The sequence below is a fragment of the Candidatus Eisenbacteria bacterium genome (genome assembly GCA_013140805.1).
Taxonomy (GTDB): domain Bacteria; phylum Eisenbacteria; class RBG-16-71-46; order RBG-16-71-46; family RBG-16-71-46; genus JABFRW01.
On record JABFRW010000109.1, the window covers coordinates 1 to 18,200 of the forward strand.

The 18,200-nt window shown below is 67.6% G+C and carries 12 protein-coding genes; 9 read left to right on the forward strand and 3 right to left on the reverse strand.

What is annotated here, in order from left to right; genetic code table 11:
* Positions 1 to 790: amidohydrolase family protein (locus HOP12_09120; GenBank protein NOT34315.1), on the reverse strand; the 790-nt coding region annotated here is incomplete at its 3' end.
* Positions 787 to 2,097: an amidohydrolase family protein gene (locus tag HOP12_09125; protein ID NOT34316.1), complete on the reverse strand. Its 1,311-nt coding sequence runs from the start codon at positions 2,095 to 2,097 to the stop codon at positions 787 to 789. The genes HOP12_09125 and HOP12_09120, both read right to left, overlap by 4 nt.
* Before the next feature lie 327 nt (positions 2,098 to 2,424).
* Here HOP12_09125 and HOP12_09130 point away from each other — a divergent pair, with 327 nt between their 5' ends.
* The 7 genes from HOP12_09130 to glgP all read left to right on the forward strand — a co-directional run bounded on the left by HOP12_09130 (position 2,425) and on the right by glgP (position 15,667).
* Positions 2,425 to 3,861: an anthranilate synthase component I family protein gene (locus HOP12_09130; protein ID NOT34317.1), complete on the forward strand. Its 1,437-nt coding sequence runs from the start codon at positions 2,425 to 2,427 to the stop codon at positions 3,859 to 3,861.
* Complete coding sequence (locus HOP12_09135) at positions 3,858 to 4,751, forward strand: 2-keto-4-methylthiobutyrate aminotransferase (protein NOT34318.1); 894 nt, start codon at positions 3,858 to 3,860, stop codon at positions 4,749 to 4,751. The genes HOP12_09130 and HOP12_09135 overlap by 4 nt, the downstream gene beginning before the upstream one ends.
* Before the next feature lie 200 nt (positions 4,752 to 4,951).
* The gene (locus HOP12_09140) at positions 4,952 to 6,376 is read left to right on the forward strand and encodes an alpha/beta hydrolase (GenBank protein NOT34319.1); all 1,425 of its coding nucleotides are present in this window, start codon (positions 4,952 to 4,954) and stop codon (positions 6,374 to 6,376) included.
* A 485-nt stretch (positions 6,377 to 6,861) separates the two neighbouring features.
* Positions 6,862 to 11,445, forward strand: a complete 4,584-nt coding sequence (locus tag HOP12_09145) for a T9SS type A sorting domain-containing protein (GenBank protein NOT34320.1) — start codon at positions 6,862 to 6,864, stop codon at positions 11,443 to 11,445.
* A 157-nt stretch (positions 11,446 to 11,602) separates the two neighbouring features.
* Positions 11,603 to 12,052 carry a GNAT family N-acetyltransferase gene (locus HOP12_09150; GenBank protein ID NOT34321.1) on the forward strand — a complete coding sequence of 150 codons (450 nt, stop codon included), beginning with the start codon at positions 11,603 to 11,605 and terminating at the stop codon, positions 12,050 to 12,052.
* A gap of 18 nt (positions 12,053 to 12,070) precedes the next feature.
* A complete protein-coding gene (locus HOP12_09155; protein ID NOT34322.1) occupies positions 12,071 to 13,411 on the forward strand; it encodes a hypothetical protein in 1,341 nt (446 codons plus the stop codon).
* A gap of 651 nt (positions 13,412 to 14,062) precedes the next feature.
* Entirely contained in the window at positions 14,063 to 15,667 is a 1,605-nt protein-coding gene (glgP, locus tag HOP12_09160; protein ID NOT34323.1) for an alpha-glucan family phosphorylase, read from the forward strand.
* 13 nt (positions 15,668 to 15,680) lie between these two features.
* Here the strand turns inward: glgP and HOP12_09165 are convergent, their stop codons facing one another.
* Positions 15,681 to 16,169, reverse strand: a complete 489-nt coding sequence (locus tag HOP12_09165; GenBank protein NOT34324.1) for a gamma-glutamylcyclotransferase — start codon at positions 16,167 to 16,169, stop codon at positions 15,681 to 15,683.
* 184 nt (positions 16,170 to 16,353) lie between these two features.
* On the opposite strand from HOP12_09165, the gene HOP12_09170 reads away from it, so the two are divergent.
* Together HOP12_09170 and HOP12_09175 are read left to right on the forward strand one after the other, a co-directional pair.
* Positions 16,354 to 17,082, forward strand: a complete 729-nt coding sequence (locus HOP12_09170; GenBank protein NOT34325.1) for a bacillithiol biosynthesis deacetylase BshB1 — start codon at positions 16,354 to 16,356, stop codon at positions 17,080 to 17,082.
* 7 nt (positions 17,083 to 17,089) lie between these two features.
* Positions 17,090 to 18,200, forward strand: a 1,111-nt coding sequence (locus HOP12_09175) for a hypothetical protein (GenBank protein ID NOT34326.1), incomplete at its 3' end; no start/stop codon positions are given.

An 18,200-nucleotide genomic window follows, 5' to 3' on the forward strand; every position in this document is an offset into this window, starting at 1 on the left:
CCACGCAGGTGAAGGCATCGCCACGCTCCTGGAGCTGCGCGATCAGCGCGCGTGGCGCACGATCGGCGTGCGCCCACAGCGCGGGCAGCTCGGTGCGCGGCCACGCCGCGTCGGGGCGCCAGCGATCGGCCGGCGTGCTGTCGAGCGCCAGGTCGACGTGCACCGAGAGGTGGGGGCCCGCGGCTTCGAAGGCTTCGTGCAGCAGACGCTCGAGTCCGTCGAGCGAATGCGCCTGCACGCCGACCAGCCCGCGAAGTCGGCCCTCGTGGCGCCGCGCCACGTGCGTCGAGAAGCCGACGCTTTCGTCGAGTGCCGCGCGCCGCTCGAGCGGCGTGTCGGCTTCGGCGGCTCCGTAGCAGGTCGCGACGCGCACGCCGAGCTTCTGCGCGGCGGTCACGATCTCCCCGAGCGACAGATCGAGACAACCGCCCGAGCGATGGAAGTCGCACAGCGTGGTGACGCCATGGCGCACGCCCTCGACCAGCGCCGCCAGCGCACTCCAGTGAACGTCTTCGGGCGAGAGCGCGCGGTCGTAGCGCGCCCACGCGACCGCATCCGCGGGCTCGAGACCGCGCGCCAGATGCCGCGCCAGGTGCGCGTGCGTGTTGACAAGCCCCGGCATCAGCACGCGTCCGCGCGCCGGCCAGACGGTCTCGTCCGGATACGCCGCCGCCAGCGCACCGGCCGGGCCGAGCTGAGCGATGTGAGCACCTGCGACACGCACCGCGCCGTCTTCGATCACCCGCGGTTCGCGCCCACCGGTCACGACCGGGCACGGTCCGATGATCACGATGCGAGTCCCAGGCGCCGCAACAACCCACGACGCTCGGCGCGTGCGTCCGCGACCGCCGCCTTTGGATCGAGCGTCGTCCATGCACGCTCGCGGTACAGCACGCGACCGGCGACCATCGTGAGCGCGACGTCCGCACCGCGCGCCGCGTAGACCAGCGCGGCGTAGGGATCGTGTTCCGGTTCGGGGCCGTGGTGCGGACCGCTCACGTCGACCGCGATGACGTCGGCGTCGAGGCCGACCTGGAGCCGGCCGATCCGATCGGCGAGTCCCAGCGCGCGGGCGCCCTCGCAGGTGGCGAGCGCCACCACTTCGCGAGCCGCGAGCGGACGCGCGGAGTCCTTCACGCGCGAGATCGCGCCCGCCGAACCCATCTCGAGGAACGGGTCGAGGCGGTTGTTGCACGCCGCTCCGTCGCATCCGAGCCCGCGCCTCAGGTCGTGGTCGATCCACGCGCGCACGTGAGCGAGCCCCGAGCCGAGCTTGAGATTCGCGTTCGGGCAATGCGCGAGCGCGGCGTTCGCGCGTTGGAGTGCCTGCAATTCGTCCGCTTCGAGCCACACGCCGTGCGCACCGATGAAGCGCGGCCCCAGCACTCCGTGATGTTCGAAGTACCGCGCCGCCGAGCGACCGACCGCCTGCTCGACTTCACGCCCCTCGGTCGGGCCCTCGGCCAGATGGGTGTGCACCAGCAGACCGAGTTCGGACGACACCGCCTTGACGCCCTCCCACGATTCCTCACTGCACGACAGGATGAAGCGGGGCGCCAGTGACACCTGAAGCCGTCCACCGCCGGCACCGTGGAAGCGCCGCACCAGCGCGCGCACTTCGTCGAGCGCCGCACGGGAGGATTCGAGCATGCCCGCCGGCACGCCGACACCTTGATCCATGAGCGCCTTGCCGAACACCGCGCGCACTCCGGTGGTCTCGAGCACCTCGCCGATCGCATCGGTGTGTCGCACGGTTCCCATGTCGTTCACGCACGTCACCCCCGCCGCCAGCAGCTCGGCGAGCCCGAGGCGCGCGGACGCGGCAGCCGAGGCCGCGGTGTGGGCGTGCTCGAGCGGCCAGATGCGCTCCCGCAGCCACGGCATCAGGTCCGCGTGTTCGGCGATGCCGCGAAACAGGGTCTGGCACAGGTGCAGATGCGCCTGAACGAGGCCCGGCAATACCAGCATGCCGGTCGCATCGAAGCGCTCGTCGGGCGGCTCGCCACCCAGCATGGCCGCGGCATCGCGGCCCACGGCGGCGATGCGCCCGTCGCGCACCAGCACGTCGCCCGGGGCGATCGTCCCTGCGTCGTCCATGAGCAGCAGCGTTCCGGAATGGATGAGAAAGGTGCTCAGACCCGCGCCTCCGTGCGTGGGTGTCCGGTCGCGCGATCGGCGCGCCGACCGCCGCGGGGTGCGACGCCGAACGGCGTCGGGTTCCACCGCGCGCGGGTGGTTCTTGAGTGCCGCCGCGACTATCCTGCAGACTCGTGCGCGTTCGCGTACGAGGAGCGCTGCGATCACGATTCGCGGCGCGGCGCCGCGACCCGGTGAGGAAGCCTCAAGGCGTAGCGCCCGTCAAGTCCGCGCGGCATCGTGCTCGCGCGCCGTGTGTCCGCAGGCCGGCAGGGAGGCCGAAGCACCGTGTCCTCGACGATCGAATCGAACTTTCCGCTCATCGAACCCTTGCAGGTTCCGAGTCCGCTCGCAGCGTTCCGTGCGATCGCGCATCTGCCGCACGCCTTCCTGCTGCACTCCGCGGTGCACGACCGGAGGTCGCGCTGGTCGTTCTTCGGCGCCGATCCCTTCGCGGTGTTCCGCGCCGATGAATACGACTCGGGTGTCGAGCTGTGGCGCCGCCTCGCGGTGCTCGACCGCCGAGACGAGCCGACTCCGAGCGCGGTGCCGTTCACGGGCGGGATGGTCGGCTACTGGTCCTACGACTTCGGGCGCCGGCTCGAGACGCTGCCCACCATGGCGCGCGACGAGGTCAAGCTGCCCGACGTGTTGCTCGCGTTCTACGACGTGATCGGCGCCTACGACCACGAACGCCGGCAGGCGTGGTTGTTCTCGAGCGGATTGCCGCTGTTCGATGCATGGCGTCGAGGCCGCGCCGAGCAACGCCTCGATCAGTTCCAGGACACGCTCGCGAGTGGTCGGCGCGCGCTGGCGCCGCTCGCGACCCCCTCGGTCGAGCCGATTCATGCGGCTTCAACGCTGACGCCGGCGAACTACCGCTCCGCGGTCGAACGCATTCAGCGCCACATCGCCGATGGCGATCTCTATCAGGCGAACCTGTCACAACGCTGGCGCCTCGAGCGCTCCGGAGACGACGTGCTCGCGGTCGGCATCGCGCTCGCGGAAGCACTCGAGGTGGTCTCACCTGCGCCGTTCTCGAGCGTCATCACCGCGCCGGATCACGTCGTGGTGTCGGCGAGCCCCGAACGATTCCTGCGGCTCGAGAATCGGCGCGTCGAGACGCGACCGATCAAGGGGACGCGCCCGCGCTCCAGCGATCCGGTCGAGGACGCGCGACTGGCGGCCGAGCTGCTGGCGAGCGCCAAGGACCGCGCCGAGAACGTGATGATCGTCGACGTGCTGCGCAACGATCTCGGCCGGGTGTGCGGCCCCGGCACCATCGAGACACCGGCGCTTTGCGAGCTCGAGAGCTTCGCGCAGGTTCACCATCTGACTTCGACCGTGACCGGAACCCTGCGGGCCGGCACCGACGCCTTCGATCTGCTGCACGCCTGCTTTCCCGGCGGCTCGATCACCGGCGCGCCGAAGATTCGCGCGATGGAGATCCTCGACCAGCTCGAACCGGTGCGCCGCCACATCTACACCGGCGCGATCGGTTACGTGGGGTGGAATGGTGACGCCGACTGGAGCATCGCGATTCGCACCGCGCTGGTGACCGCCGACGGCGTGCGCTTCGCCGCCGGTGGCGGTATCACCGCGGACTCAGACGCGGAAGAGGAATACCGCGAGTGCCTGCATAAGGCCGAAGGGATGCGGCGGGCGCTGGAGCGCGTGTTCGGCCCGATCGTGCTCGATTCGACGCTGGCCGGCGCGACACGGTGAACGCGCGGCATCCGGCCGTGCGCGGCGCGCGGCCGCCGGTGCGCTATCCCGATCGCGTGGTGTGGATGGACGGGCGGCTGCTGGGTGGCGCCGAGGCCGCGATTTCGATTTTCGATCGCGGTGCGCGCGATGGTGAGGGGCTGTTCGAAACCGTGAGAGTTTCGAACCGTCATCCGGTGCGATGGACCACGCATCTCGAGCGGCTGGTGCTGTCGGCTGCCGAACTGGGCTTTCCAGTCCCGGCTTCGCCTTCCGAGCTGCGCACTGCGCTGGCGGCCACGCTGGAGGCGAACGCGTTGACGGACGCGGTCGCGCGCGTGACGGTGACCCGCGGTGTGCCGGGCTCGCGCCCGACCCGCAGCGGCGCATGGATCGAGGTCGAGCCGCTGGCGGCGCGGCTGTGGAACGCCCCGAGCGGCGTGACCGCGATGGTCTCGCGGGTGGCGTTCACTCCCGGAGCGCTGGGCCGCCACAAGACCACGAGCCGACTGGCCTACGCGCTGGCCCGCGAGGAAGCGCGCGCGGTGGGCGCCGACGAGGCGCTGCTCGCGAGTGCTCAGGGAGAGCTGCTCGAGGGCACGGTGACGAATGTGTTCGTGGTGATCGGAGACGCGTGCGTGACGCCGCCGCTCGCGAGCGACATCCTGCCGGGAACCACCCGTGCCTGGGCGCTGCGCGCCGCCGCGGAATCCGGACTCGCGGTCGCAGAACGCACGATCGCGGTGCGAGAGCTGGCCACGGCCGATGAGTTGTTCCTGACCAACGCGATCCAGGGGGTCGTGAGTGTCGCGCGCCTCGAAGGCCGCGCGATCCCCGGCCGCGCCGTCGCCGCCCGCCTTGCGGCGCTTCATGCGCAGCTGATCGAAACCGACGCGCGGGCCCGCGACTGAGCCAGTCCGCCCACGCGCTGCGCGCGCTCGCCCCGCCACGACTGTTGCGCGGGCGTTGAGCGTTCACGATCGCGTGCCGATTCAGCTTTCGAACGGCTGCGACGGGAGGCGTGCATCCCGCATACGATGGCACGGACGATGCCACTCCGATGGAGTGAGCAGGTGAGGGTCGACGATCGAGAGCGCGGAGGACTCGGGCGATGGCGGTGATCAAGGGCGGACGGCTGGACTTCCTCGCCCCGCATCTCCTGCGCAGTCAGTTCCTGCGCCCGGGCTTCGTGCGGCTGAGCTTGCGTCTCGGAGCCGCACAGCAGATGCCCCACTGGGCGAAGCTCCAGTTCCTGCAATTCGGGGTCTCGCACGACGACCTCGAGCGCACGCTCGGGCGCATCACCAGCCTCGAGTCGTGGGTGGACGAATGGGAATACCTCGGCCGCGCTCACGAACAGGGCGCACGCGATGCGCTCGCGCTGGGTCGCGCTGACGAGGCCGCGCGCCGATTCGTAGCGGCGTCGGCGGCCTACAATTTCGCGCAGTACGTGATGTTCCTGGACATCCGTCGCAAGCGCGAACTCCACGACTCGTGCGTGCGCGCCTACGCGAGGGGCGCCGCGTACTTCGATCCCCCGGCGGTCCCGTTCCAGTTCACGTTTCGTCGCCAGCCCGTGACCGGGATGATGCGGCTGCCGCATGGGCGGCGCCCGGCCCCGGTCGTGGTGGTCGTCAACGGCACCAATGCGGTGAAAGAGGAACTGCACTGGTGGAGCGACGCGCTGGTGGAGCGCGGGCTCGCCGTGATCACGTTCGACGGTCCGGGGCTCGGTGGGACTTTTCATCGGCTTTCGATGGTCGCCGAGCCGCGGCCGGTCGGCGTCGCGATCCTCGACGAGATCGAACGGCATCCGGAATTGGATCCCGGCTCGGTCGGCATGCTGGGCCTGAGTCTCGGCGGTTACATCGTGATCCGGATGGCCGCGCACGATCGGCGCATTCGTGTGGTGGGGGCGGTGAGCCCGCCCTACTCGGCCGACGTGTACTGGAACGTCACGCTCTCGAGCATGCGACGTGAGCTGGCGGCGCTCTACGACATGGAAGAGGGCGACATGAGTCGCTCGATCGAGCGCATCACGCTGGCGGGAGCGCTCCCGCGACTGCGCGCGCCGCTGCTGGTGGCGGGTGGCGGCCACGACCTGATCACACCGGGCAGCGAGGCGTGGCGGATCTTCGAGGACGCGCACTGCGAGCGGCAGCTCGTCTACTACCCGCGCGCCGCGCACGACTGCTTCAACGTGCTCGGCGACCTGAGGCCTCGGGTCGTAAACTGGTTCGCCGACCATTTAAAGGTGCGGCCCGAGCACGCGCCGGTAGCCGGAGCACTCGACGAGCCGTGGCTCGCCGGCGAAGCGGTGGATCCCGACTTCGCCGACGCACTCGCGGGCGAGGCCGCTCCGCGCGAGTGGCGACCGGCTCGCGATCGCTCGGCGGACGCCCATTGGGGCTGGCCATGGGCCCCCGCGGAGGACCGAAGTCCCGAGGTCACGATCCGCCAGGCTCCGGCCCGCCTGCCGGCCATCGACTCGTACCCGCCCGAGGCTCCCGACACCCCGGACATGCTATCGGTTTGAGGGTGGACGGTTTGGCCCTTGGTGGCCAAGCGATTAGTGACCGCCCCCGAGTGTAAAGCCGCTTTACACCTGGCTCGGGTCCTTTCGTGACCTCCCGCCGGTCCGAACTCGGACCCCCTCCCCGCATCCCCAGTTGACCAGCCCAAGTCAGATAAGTGTTGATTTGGCAGCCCGTTCTCGCTTTAAATCTACGTCAAGCGCACACACGCGCGGATTCTCAAATTGGTTCCAGCTTCTCGACACCGGTCCACCGGGTCGGCCGAACCACCCCAGGGTTTGGATCCAGTGCCCGCTCTATTAATGAAAGGGGGGGTCACCGCTTTTCGTCGTTGTGCCCTGCCGCTAGGTGCTCGCATGACTCGACTCCTCAATTCGTGAACGTCGCGTCGGAGTTGCGATCACCGGATAGCGTCACCTCGCTCGCAGACTCGATGGCACACATCCCTTCGAGAGACCCCATTCTTGAAGGCAATGGAGGTGCGCAGATGCAGTTTCGTCGCAACATGAAGTCTTCCGTGCTGCTGCTACTCGTGGTTGGAGTGGCTGCTTCGACGTTCGGTACGGCGTCGGCGGAAGTGATCAAGGTGAATCCGATGGCGGTGCAGGAGGCGTTGAAGGCGAAAGCCCGCAACTCCGCCCGTCGCCATGGCAACACGGTCCTCGCTCCTTCGGACCCGGACACGGTGTGGATCGGTCACGTGACCGGCGCCACCGGCTTGCCGGGTACCGCAACGGGCGACGGCCCCTTCCACGTTGGTCGTGGAGGAAACCTGGAAACCGCGCCGACGGCTCAGGCCGGTGCTGGCAACAATGGTTACTGGGGCTGGGACGATCTCAACGCTGGTGAGGCCGATGCGCACCAGGGTTGGAACATCGTGGCGATGCCGCACCAGAGCGTTTCGACTGCAGTGCGAAATGACTGGTGGCGTTGCTTCGCCGGTCTCGACTTCGGCAACGGTGGCAACACCGCGGGCAACGGCACCAAGCCGACCTACGGCGTGACGGGCTACTGGCATCGCGACGACCTCGGCGCTCCGTCGTCGCTGGTTGCGGGTGCGGCCGCAGACGCGGATCGTGATCCGATCGGCGCGCCGATCGGTGGTTCGTTCTCGGCGTGGTGTGGTCTTCGTTCTTCGGGCGACCTTTCGTTCCAGGACCCGATCACGAAGGGCTACTACAACAGCGACATCGTTTCGTACTACGGCGACAATCATGCGCTGCAGACGACTTCGACAGCTGCCGGCTTCACGGACATGAACTTCCCCGGCTACGGTGACCAGTGGGACCAGCTCATGTACCGCGACGTCGTGTACGCGGCGGACGGCGGCACGCTTCAGCTGTCGTTCGACTTCCGTCACAACCTGCTGGCTGGAAAGCTGACGGACCCGCTGACGCGAATCGGCTGGTACATGATGGATCCGCTTCTCGACGTCGCGGGTTCAGGGCCGGCTTCGGGTCACGTTCCGGACGGCAACTTCATTTCGAGCTCCGCGTTCAATGGCCAGCCGGCCAACCTGGACTTCTCCCCCGAAGACTCGTTCATGGTCTACGTGGGCGTTCCGGTGAACGACGCGGCTGTCACCTACACCGACGGCTCCGTCAACGCCGTGGGCGACCCGCTGCGCCGCTGGTTCAGCGAAGTCATCCGCGTCGACGGCTGGGTCCCGGGCACGAACGTGTGGCCGGCGACGCTCATTCAGCTCAAGTCGTCGTCTGGCGTCGGCTCTGGCAACTTCAACGTCACGCTGAACAATGCTGCCCTCCAGCCGCTGCTGAACGCGACGGCCGGCGTCGGCGGTACGGTTCGTATCGTGTGGCGCGTGAAGACCAACCGTGCGAGCAGCGACGAAGACTTCGGCAACACCGGCAATGGTAGCGGCGGTGGTGCTGCGGTCATCGACAACGTCAACGTCAACGGCTCGCTGATCGCCGGTGGCGACTTCGAAGCGGCGGGCTCGGTCGACAACACGGCGGCTGCGACCGCTGCGTTCCGCTCGACCGGCAAGGCCGTCGGTCAGTGGTGGGAGCTGCGCGACATCGGCACGCTCTCGTACGCGGACCCGTGCGGCAACGTCGGAACCGCGAACCGCAACTGCAATATGTACGGGAACGTGTTCCGTGCGTTGAGCGGCGTTTACGCCACCAACACGATGGACCGCCTCAAGCTCCTCGTCTCGCCGACCATCAATCTGGTCTCGACGGGCGTGGGCGTCTACAACGGGCAGGGCATCGACACGGAAATCGCAGAAGCCGAAGGCGACATCGCGGTGTTCTACGACGTCTACACGAACCTGCTGCAGTTCGGCACCACCGGTAACGGTCTGCGCAATGGCTGGCAGTCGTACCCGGGCACGCAGGTCAACGGCATCAACAGCTGGGGCATCTACCAGAAGACGATCTCGTTCTCTGCGTATGACGGCTTCCTCGGTTGCTATGCGGGCGTCGAGTTCCCGGGCCTCATGCCGGCCGGCGCGTCTGCGTTCACCGACGCTCTGATTCTCACCACGAACGCGAGCGGCATTCCCGACTCGATTCGTGTGGGCATCGAGCAGCTGTCGATCTGCTTCCGTCGTCCTGCGACGACGCCGGCCACGTGCAACGCGGCGGGCCTGCCGGATCTGCAGGGCTTCTATGCCGACAACGTGTCGGTCGCTTTCATCGATGCGGCGGCGCCTCCTGGGCTGTCGAACAACGTTTGGGACGTCTGGCAGGATGCGTTCCCGACCAACTCGGCTCTGTCGGTTGGTACGGACGCGTTCCGTCGCGGTACGGCGCAGGTGCGCACGGGCTACAACAACGCCCAGGGCACCGGCGATCTGACCCGCAACAACATCCCGGGCGACTCGATGCTCGTGATCGTCAACGGCACGCCGGTTCGTGCGGACATCGTGTTCCGCATCAAGCCGGGCGCCGGTAACTACCAGACCATTGGCGATCCGACCAGCGGCATCCGCCGTTCACCTGCTGTCGCGACGACTGCGACCTCGGGCGACGGCAGCTTCTGGGGTTCGTACATGGCGGATCGTGGTGTGTTCGGCTCCGGCTACGTCGTCGGCGTCTCCACCGCGGTTCCGAGCCCGATGGTCGACCGGTTCGCCGGCGGCGGTCTGGACTGGAATCCGAACCAGTGGCTGAGCGCGCGTATCGACAGCACCGAGCGCAACCTGTTCGCGTGCGAAGGCTCGGCCGGTAACATCGAACGCCTGAACATCGGTCAGTTCAGCTCGCTCTATCACGAAGCCGACATCACCGGCGTTGGTGCACCGCGTCGGTCGCTTGGCATCGTGAAGAACCGCTGCGTCCTGATCGACACCTCGAACGGTTCCGCACAGGACCAGACCAACATCGACTGCGGCTCCGGCACCACGCCGGCGCATCCGTCGGGTCGGACCTGGGCCCAGATGTGGACCGCTTCGAACGGATTCGCCTACAACAACGTGGCGAATCTGCCGGGTGGCTACGTCGACAATTCGTGCCCGACCGGTGCGTGTGCCAACGGCACCACGGCCGAGTACACGAAGGTCATTCCTGACGACCAGCTCACCCCGGGTGCGCACGTGGAGTGGTTCTTCCGCCGCGCGTTCGAGGGCAACTTCACTGATTCCGAAATCATGCCGGACACCACGCTCATCTTCCCGAACGTCGGCAGCAGCGGCGGTATCTTCGACGGTGATCGCTGGTACTCGATGAACGTTCTTCCGGACGAGTGGAAGAACCCGGCGTTCAACGACTTCGGTCTCGTGAGCGTCTCCTCTGCGTGCATGCTGTTCGTCGATCAGGGCGATCGCCGTGGCGATCACCTGCTGTTCGACAACATGGCGCAGGTCATCGGTCTCACCAAGACGAACAAGTTCGGTGCCGGAACCGGCTACTTCATCGGTTCCACTGCGGACTTCCCGGCCGATCTCGCGGAGCTCGCGACGGTGGGTGGCACGCAGGTCTCGGCTCATCTGGGTCAGGAAGGCTCGCTGTACGACGTGTTCAACGTTCGTGCTGGCGAGTCGAACGTCCCGGCCGGCCGTCTCGGCAGCCGTGACGCCTCCGCGTGCATCGGTCTGGCGACGGGCAAGTGCTCGACCGCTGGTCCGACCAAGACGTGGCTGCGTTCGCTGTATCAGCACCTGTTCGTTTCGGCGGCGGACCTCAAGAATCAGGTGTGGGGACCGCTTCCGGATCAGACCGACGGCGACTATCCGATGTTCGCCGACTTCGTCAATAACCCGGTCGGAACGCCGGCTCCTCGCACGTTCATCATCACCGGTCTCGATATCGTCGCTGGAAACTCGGACGTCTCTACGGGCGATCCGTCGTTCTTCCCGACGTACTTCGATGCCGGCTTCGTGAACGACAGCTACCGTGATTTCGCGGCGAGCAGCGATGACACGCCGGACCTCATCCCGCAGGCGCCGATCGGCACCTCGGGCACGATCTACGGCGTGTTCAGCTCCTGCTTCACGCTCAATGACGTGCTCAGCCGTCTGGCGACCCTGACGGGTTCGTCCGTTGCAGCGTTCTACGAAGACACGAATCCTGCAGACGCGGTGACCTACCCGGCGGGTGTGTACGCGCCGGAGAACATCGCGGGCAACCGCTTCGCTCGTACGCTCGTGCTCGGCTTCACGCACGGCGCGTTCGGCGGACTCGGAAGCCGCTACACCCTGACGCGCGGTGGCTACCACGAGTTCTGGCTCGGCGCACTGACCGGCATGGCCGGCACGGTGTGCGGTCAGACCCTCGCGGCACCGGTCGGAGTGGGTGATGGCGGTGGCTCGGGTCGGGCGTTCGTGAACTTCCTGAACCTGCGTTCGCCGAACCCTCTCAAGAGCGGCACGGCCGTGATTGAGTTCGGTCTGGCGAAGACGGAAAAGGTCCAGGTCAACGTGTACGACGTGACGGGTCGTCTGGTGAAGACCCTCGCGGACCGTGAGTTCAAGTCTGGAGAAGCACACCGCCTGACCTGGAACGGCTCGGATGAATCGGGTCGCTCCGTGGCGCGTGGTGTCTACTTCTACCAGCTGCGCTCGCCGTCGTTCACGAGCCAGAAGAAGCTGACGGTTCTGCGCGACTAATCGCAGATCCGAACGCGGCAGTACGCGGAGGGCGGGGAGCAATCCCCGCCCTCCGTTTTTTGTGGGAAGTCGGCGTGCATCGCCGCGGTTCGACCTGCTAATCTCGTCGCCGGTTTGCTCAACCCTTGGTCCCCCCGCAGCCCCGGAGAACGTTCGAATGCCCGAGATCACGGCAGCGGCCAGGATTCGACCGCTCGACGAGCTCGATCTGGATGCGATCGTTCGGATCGACGAGAAGATCGGCGGCATCTACAGGCCCGACTTCTGGGAGCAACGGGTGGTCTACTACCTGCGCCGCGACCCGGATGCTTCGCGCGTGGCTGAAGTCGGCGGGCACGTGGTGGGTTTCATGCTCGGCGAGCTGCGCGCCGGCGAGTTCGGGCTCGAGGAGCCCGGTGGCTGGATCGAGCGTTTCGGGATCGATCCTGCGCATCGCGGGCAGGATCTCGGACGTCGCATGTTCGATGCGATGGTCGGGCACTTTCGCGCTCAGGGCGCGAAGTCGGTCCGCACCCTGGTGGATGGCCGCGACGCGTCGGTCGCGGGATTCTTGAAGGCGATCGGGTTCGCGCCTTCCCCGCTGCAGGCGCTGGAGATCCGGCTCTAAGCCGGGGCTGGAGACGCGATGAAGGTCGAGAACATCACGCTCGAGAAGAAGTACCACCATGCCGTCGAGCACTGGCGTCGTCACAATTTCAAGGACTACGACACGCTGCTCGAGAACTGGCAGAAGTACTTCCCCACCGACGAAGAGTTCTGCCTGTGCGCCAAGCTCGAGCTCGACACGCCCGACGTCGTCGAGGTCGGCGACTTCAGAGGTGAGAAGAAGCGCGTGAAGCCCGACGAACTCACCGAGGAACAGGCGCGTCACCTGCTCGCCATCATCAAGGCGCAAGCCTCGACCGAATTCGGCTCCATCCAGCAGCATGCCGGCACGCTCGAACGCGCGATGGACGATCAGGATCGCTACTGGGTGCTGCGCGTGATGGCGGAAGAACTGCGCCACGGTTACCAGATGCTGCATCTGCTCCTGTCCGAGGACTGGACCCACGTCTCCGGTGGCGTCACCGGAGAGCAGATGGTCGAAGAGATCCTGTCGATGCAGACCGGCAACCATGTGCTCGACGCGTTCAATCTCGACTACGACTCGTTCATCGACAACATCACGTTCGCGGCGCTGATCGACCGCGTCGGCAAGTATCAGCTCACCATGCAGAAGGTGTGCGCTTATAAGCCGATGGCCGACAGCATGCCGCCGATGCTGCGCGAAGAGGCGTTCCACCTCGCGGCCGGCGTGGTGCCGCTGCGGCGCTGGGCGCAGCGCGCGGCGCAGGGCGATCCGTTGATCTCGATGCGCTCGATTCAGCACTCGATCAACAAGTGGTTTCCGCGCGGACTCGAGATGTTCGGCGACGAACGTGGCGGCGATACCAACGTGAAGTTCGGCTTCAAGGACCTGAAGAATCGCGAGGCGCAGGATCGCTACATCGAGGAAGTGCGCCGCATGGTCCACGACATCAACACGCGCTTCGTGCGCGCCCGGTTCCCGGACGACACGCCCGACCGGGTGGAGGGCGCGATCTCCGAATTGCTGCGCGACCGCGGCACCCATCGCGGGATCGCCTACGACGAGCTGCTGCGCATTCCGGATCGACGCTTCTACCGCCGCAAGGGTGAGTCCGCGTTCGAGATGGTCGGCGTCGACGGCGAGATCTTCACAGACGCCGAGGACTACCTTCGCTACCTGGCGAAGCAACTCAACGAGGGCTACCTCGCGAGTCGCGACCTGCAGAACTACGCGAATGCGCTGCGCCGCGTGGTGAGCGGCGAGCTGACGCCGATGGATGCGATCAAGGCGATGCCGAAGCTCAAGCGCGTCGGCGGCTCATGCCCGTGTTCGAAGGGCGTGCGATGGGTGATGGACGACTCGGCCCCGGATCGAGCGGTCTCGAGCACCGGCGCCTGACGAAGCGTCACGGGGCGCGACGGACCGCGCTCGCACGCCGACCGACAGGCCGCGGCGACGCCCCACTGCACCAGCCCCTGGGCGAAGCATGCGAGCAATGAAGCCGCGAGCGCCTGGAGGACGAAGGGGTCCCACGACTTCATGCGCCCTTCCGTGACGCGGGCCTGCGCGTGCGCGACCGCGTGCACGACCAGCGAGGACAACGATCCGCCGAACACCCGCTCGACCACGCCGCGAAGCACCCGCGTGCGGACTTCGCGTTCGGCGATCAGCGCCCAGTACACGTGAGCTTTCTCGCGCTCGCCGCGACCGACCAGCCGCTTGTCCTTCATGGTTTGAAGTAGCTTGAGAGCCGTCGTGTAACCGGTCGGTCGGAGCCGGCTCAGCTCCTGCCGAACTTCTCGAACCGTGGCCCGATCGATCCTCCACAGCACCTGAAGAATTTCCATCTCGGCGACGGTCGGGTGGTCGAGAACGCGTGGCGGCATCGAATGCTCCTTTCGGACGAGCGACGTACGCGTCAATTCGTAGGTCGAGTGGACACAGGCGAAAAGCCCCGGCCCGGCCGCACTACAAATCCCGGCGGCAGCACAGTAGTGTGCGGGCCGTGATGCCGTCGTGCGTTCGAATGCACCGCTTCCAGGAGCCTTGATGTCGAGTCGCGTTCCCCACACCGCCTACTTCTGCATGGAGTACGGACTTCACGAGTCGTTTCCGATCTATTCGGGCGGGCTCGGCGTGCTGGCCGGAGACTTCATCAAGTCGGCGCGCGACCTGGGCCGCCCGCTGGTCGCCGTCGGCCTGCTGTGGGAACGCGGCTATACGGTGCAGCGCATCGGCCCCGACGGGCTGCCGTTCGACGCGTATCCCGAGTACGACCACTCGTTCCTTCGCGACACCGGAGTGCGCATCCGCGTGCGGGTGCTCGGAAACGAAGTGCCGTGCGCGGTGAAGGTCACGGACCGCTACGGCCACGTGCCGCTCTATCTGATCGAGCCGCTGCGCACCGAGGATCGCTGGATCACGCACCGGCTCTACGAGGCCGGCGCCGACGTGCGGGTCGCTCAGGAGATCCTGCTCGGGATCGGCGGCGTGCGCGCGCTCAACTGGCTCGGCATTCCGGTCTCGACCTACCACTTCAACGAAGGCCACGCCGTGTTCGCGGGCATCGAGATGATCGCGGAGCGCATGGAGGCGGGCCTGGCGTTCCCCGATGCGTGGGCCGACACGAGGCGGCGCATCGTGTTCACGACGCACACCCCGGTCACCGCCGGCAACGAGCAGCACGCGGTCCCGGATCTGCGCCGCCTCGGCGCGTGCCTGGAGCTGTCGGGCGCCGAGATGCGCGCGATCGGCGGTGATCCGTTCAACATGACGGTCGCGGGGCTGCGACTGGCGCGAGCCGCGAACGCGGTTTCGCAGCTGCACGGCGAGACCGCGCGCGCCATGTGGGCACACGTCTCGGACGCCGCCCCGATTCTCGCGATCACCAACGGAGTGCACGCCCCGACCTGGCAGTCCGCCGCGGTGAGAGATGCGCAGCGCGACGCGAGTGCACTGTGGGCCGCGCACGAGGTGCATCGCGCCGAACTGCGCGCCGCGATCAGTGCGCGCACCGGGCATGCGCCGGAACCGGGCACACTGCTGGTCGGCTTCGCGCGTCGTGCGGCGGCCTACAAGCGCAGCGATCTGGTGCTGCAGGATCCGGTCCGCCTGGAAGCGCTCCTCGAATCGCAGCCGGTGTCGTTCGTCTTCGCGGGCAAGGCGCACCCCGACGACAAGGCCGGCAAGGCGATCATCGGGCGCATCGTCGCGGCGCAGCATCGCTATCCCGGCCGCGTCACGTTTCTCGAGAACTACGACATGGCACTCGGGCGCCTGCTGACGCGCGGCTGCGACGTGTGGCTCAACAATCCAATCCTCCCGCTCGAAGCCAGCGGCACTTCGGGCATGAAGGCCGCGCTCAACGGAGTGCTGAACCTGAGCATTCTGGACGGCTGGTGGCCGGAGGGTTGCGAGCACGGGGTCAATGGCTGGGCGATCGAGAGCCCGAAGACCGGAGACGACGCGGCGGATCTCGATGCACTGCACCACGTGCTGCGCGAGCAGGTGCTCACGGCGTGGGCGATGCCCGAACGGTGGCGCGCCATGATGAGCGCGAGCATCGCGATGGCGGAAGAGAAGTTCACCTCGGACCGCATGGTCGAGGAGTACTTCGAGCGCATCTACCCGGAGTCGGTCGGACTCACCGACTGAATCGCGACCGCGACTACTCGGTCGCGCCGCCGGCGACCGGAGTGGCGACGAGTTCCGCCAGGTACTCCTCGGGCAGCGTACGGGCGCGCGCGCCGCGCACCGCGACTTCGAGCCACGCGGCACTCGGCGCCTCGCCCTGAGTGGGTCGCGCCGCGTAGAGCGTGACGCGCAGGCGGCGCGGAATCGAGCCGTCGTCGGGACGCGTCAGCTCCACCATGCCGGTCGAGCGTTCGACGCGATTGCGTGGATCGCCCTCGCCGAACCACACCTCCTCGCGCTCGAGCGCCACCAGGTCCTGCGGATCCAGCTGGTAGACGTAACCCCACACCCGATGCCCGTGGGCCACCGCGAGGCCCACCGCCCCACCGCTCCAACGCTCGGAATAGGCGGGAAAGTGCAGCCGGTGATCCGGGAGTGCGGCGACGCCGATCTCGCGCGACTGCGGGCAGCGGGCACGGAACTCGGTCGGATCGAGATCGGTGCCATAGGCGAAATAGAACATCACCACCTCCACGGGGCGTCTCGGGGGGCGCAGCATACTCCGTGCGGCCGTTGTGCAGCGATGCGAACGCTCCTTATGATGCGCGGCGGGTCGGCGCTGCGTGCCGCCCCGCCCCCTCGTTTTCGAGCTTTCGCCGGAGTCCACCCCGCCTTCCGGCCGCCCATTCGTATCCCTGGAGGAATGGATGCCTGTCGACATCCTTGTCTTCGGTCCCCACCCCGACGACGCCGAGATCGGCGCCGGTGGCCTGCTGCTCAAGATGAAGTCGCTCGGCCATCGCACCGGCATCGTCGACATGACGACCGGCGACATGGGCTGGGGGACCCCGGAGAGCCGGCTGCGCGAGTGCGAGGAAGCTGCGCGGATCCTGAAGCTCGACGTGCGCGAAAATCTCGATCTCGGCGACTGCCGAGTCGAGGACACGTTCGAGAACCGCTGCAAGGTCGCCGGGCTGCTGCGGCGCCATCAGCCGCAGATCATCATGGCGCCCTACTACGATCTGCCGATCGGACGCGGGCTCGGACACAACGATCACTACAAGACCGGGCAGATCGTTTCGAACGCGTTCAATCTCGCACACCTTCGCAAGGCGCCGGTCGATGGCGAACCCTTCCAGGCCAAGGCGATCTACTACTACTTCATCCCGCCCGGCACGCGACCGACCTTCGTGGTCGACATCTCTCCGTTCTTCGAAGACTGGATTCGCGCACTCGACTGCCACCAGACGCAGTTCCACAATCCCGAAAAGCCCCGCGCCGATCACCTGCCGAGCGTGCGCGACGTGTTCGAATCGTATGCGCGCTACTGGGGCTGGCAGATCGGAGTGAAGTACGGACAGGCGTTTCTCGCCACCGGCCCGCTGAGCGTGGGCGATCCAATGACGCTGGTACGCGAAGTGGTCGCGCGACTGTGAGCGCTCCGTGACGGCTCGACTCGCGAGCAGGACGCTGGCCGCAGTACTGCTGGTGACGCTCGCGTTCGCACCAGCCCGCGCGGCCACCGACCGGGAGCGGCTGCGCGAGCTCGAACACGCATACGCGACCGGTTCGCTGAACTTCCACCCCGAGCGCGATCCGGCCGGTGGCACCGAATCGGGCTACACCCCACCATCGACGCTGACGCTCGCGTCCGAGAGGCGGTGGCTCGAGTCACTGGCACGACGCCTGACCGAGGTGAAGCCGAGTGCGCTCGCCGCTCCGTTCGATCTGTCGCGCGAAGCGCTCGCGGCGCGCATCGCCGGCGACCTCGATCGAGTGGTCGAGAGTCGCCCGTGGGAGCGCGACCCTGCCGAGTTCCTCCGAGCATGGCGCACCGCGACGACCGGCGCCGCGTCGGGCGGACCCTGTGAGGCGCTGCGGCGGGCGACGCGCCATCTCGAGGCGGGGCCCGAAGTGTTGCGCGCGGCGGTTGTCGCGCTCGTCGCCCCGGATCGCGCGGCCGTGACGCGAGCCCTCACCGACATCCGGGACGCTCTGCAATGGGCGCGCTCAGGCCTGTCGATCCAGGAAGATCGGTGCCGAGACGACCGTGCGCACGCCCGATTCGCACAGGCCGAGTCGAGCGCGGTCGGCTCGCTGGTCGAGTTCGGCGAACTGCTCGAAGAGCAGCTGCTTGCGCGCGCGACCGCGCCGCGGCCGCTCGGCGGTACTCGCTTGATCGCCTGGTGGCGGGCCACCGAGGCCGAGTCGCTCGACGTCGATGCCGCGCTCGCGCGGGCACTCGAGGAATTCGCGGGCGACGACTACGGCGGCTCGATCGCGGAGCGCGCCGTCGAGCCGCTCGCCGACTCAGCTGCGGCCGCACGCGGCGAGGCGGCGCGCGCGTGGATCGCGCTCGCGTTTCACTGTCAGGGCGTCGACTCGAGCACCCTCGCCGCACGCATCTCCGCGGCGCGGGTCTTCGCGCCCGCCTCGGAAGCTTTCGAGCTGGCCCGCGCCCTCTCGGATCCGCGGGTCATTCGCCCCGCCATGCGCCGCTGGGCTCACAACGATCTGAGCGCCGAACTCGTCTCAACCTTCGAGGGGACCGCTG

Coding starts and splice junctions, on each gene's coding strand:
- HOP12_09145 (NOT34320.1), top strand. CDS start 6,862: ATGCAGTTTCGTCGCAACATGAAGTCTTCCGTGCTGCTGCTACTCGTG.
- HOP12_09125 (NOT34316.1), bottom strand. CDS start 2,097: ATGGACGACGCAGGGACGATCGCCCCGGGCGACGTGCTGGTGCGCGAC.
- HOP12_09170 (NOT34325.1), top strand. CDS start 16,354: ATGCCTGTCGACATCCTTGTCTTCGGTCCCCACCCCGACGACGCCGAG.
- HOP12_09150 (NOT34321.1), top strand. CDS start 11,603: ATGCCCGAGATCACGGCAGCGGCCAGGATTCGACCGCTCGACGAGCTC.
- HOP12_09165 (NOT34324.1), bottom strand. CDS start 16,169: ATGTTCTATTTCGCCTATGGCACCGATCTCGATCCGACCGAGTTCCGT.
- HOP12_09140 (NOT34319.1), top strand. CDS start 4,952: ATGGCGGTGATCAAGGGCGGACGGCTGGACTTCCTCGCCCCGCATCTC.
- glgP (NOT34323.1), top strand. CDS start 14,063: ATGTCGAGTCGCGTTCCCCACACCGCCTACTTCTGCATGGAGTACGGA.
- HOP12_09155 (NOT34322.1), top strand. CDS start 12,071: ATGAAGGTCGAGAACATCACGCTCGAGAAGAAGTACCACCATGCCGTC.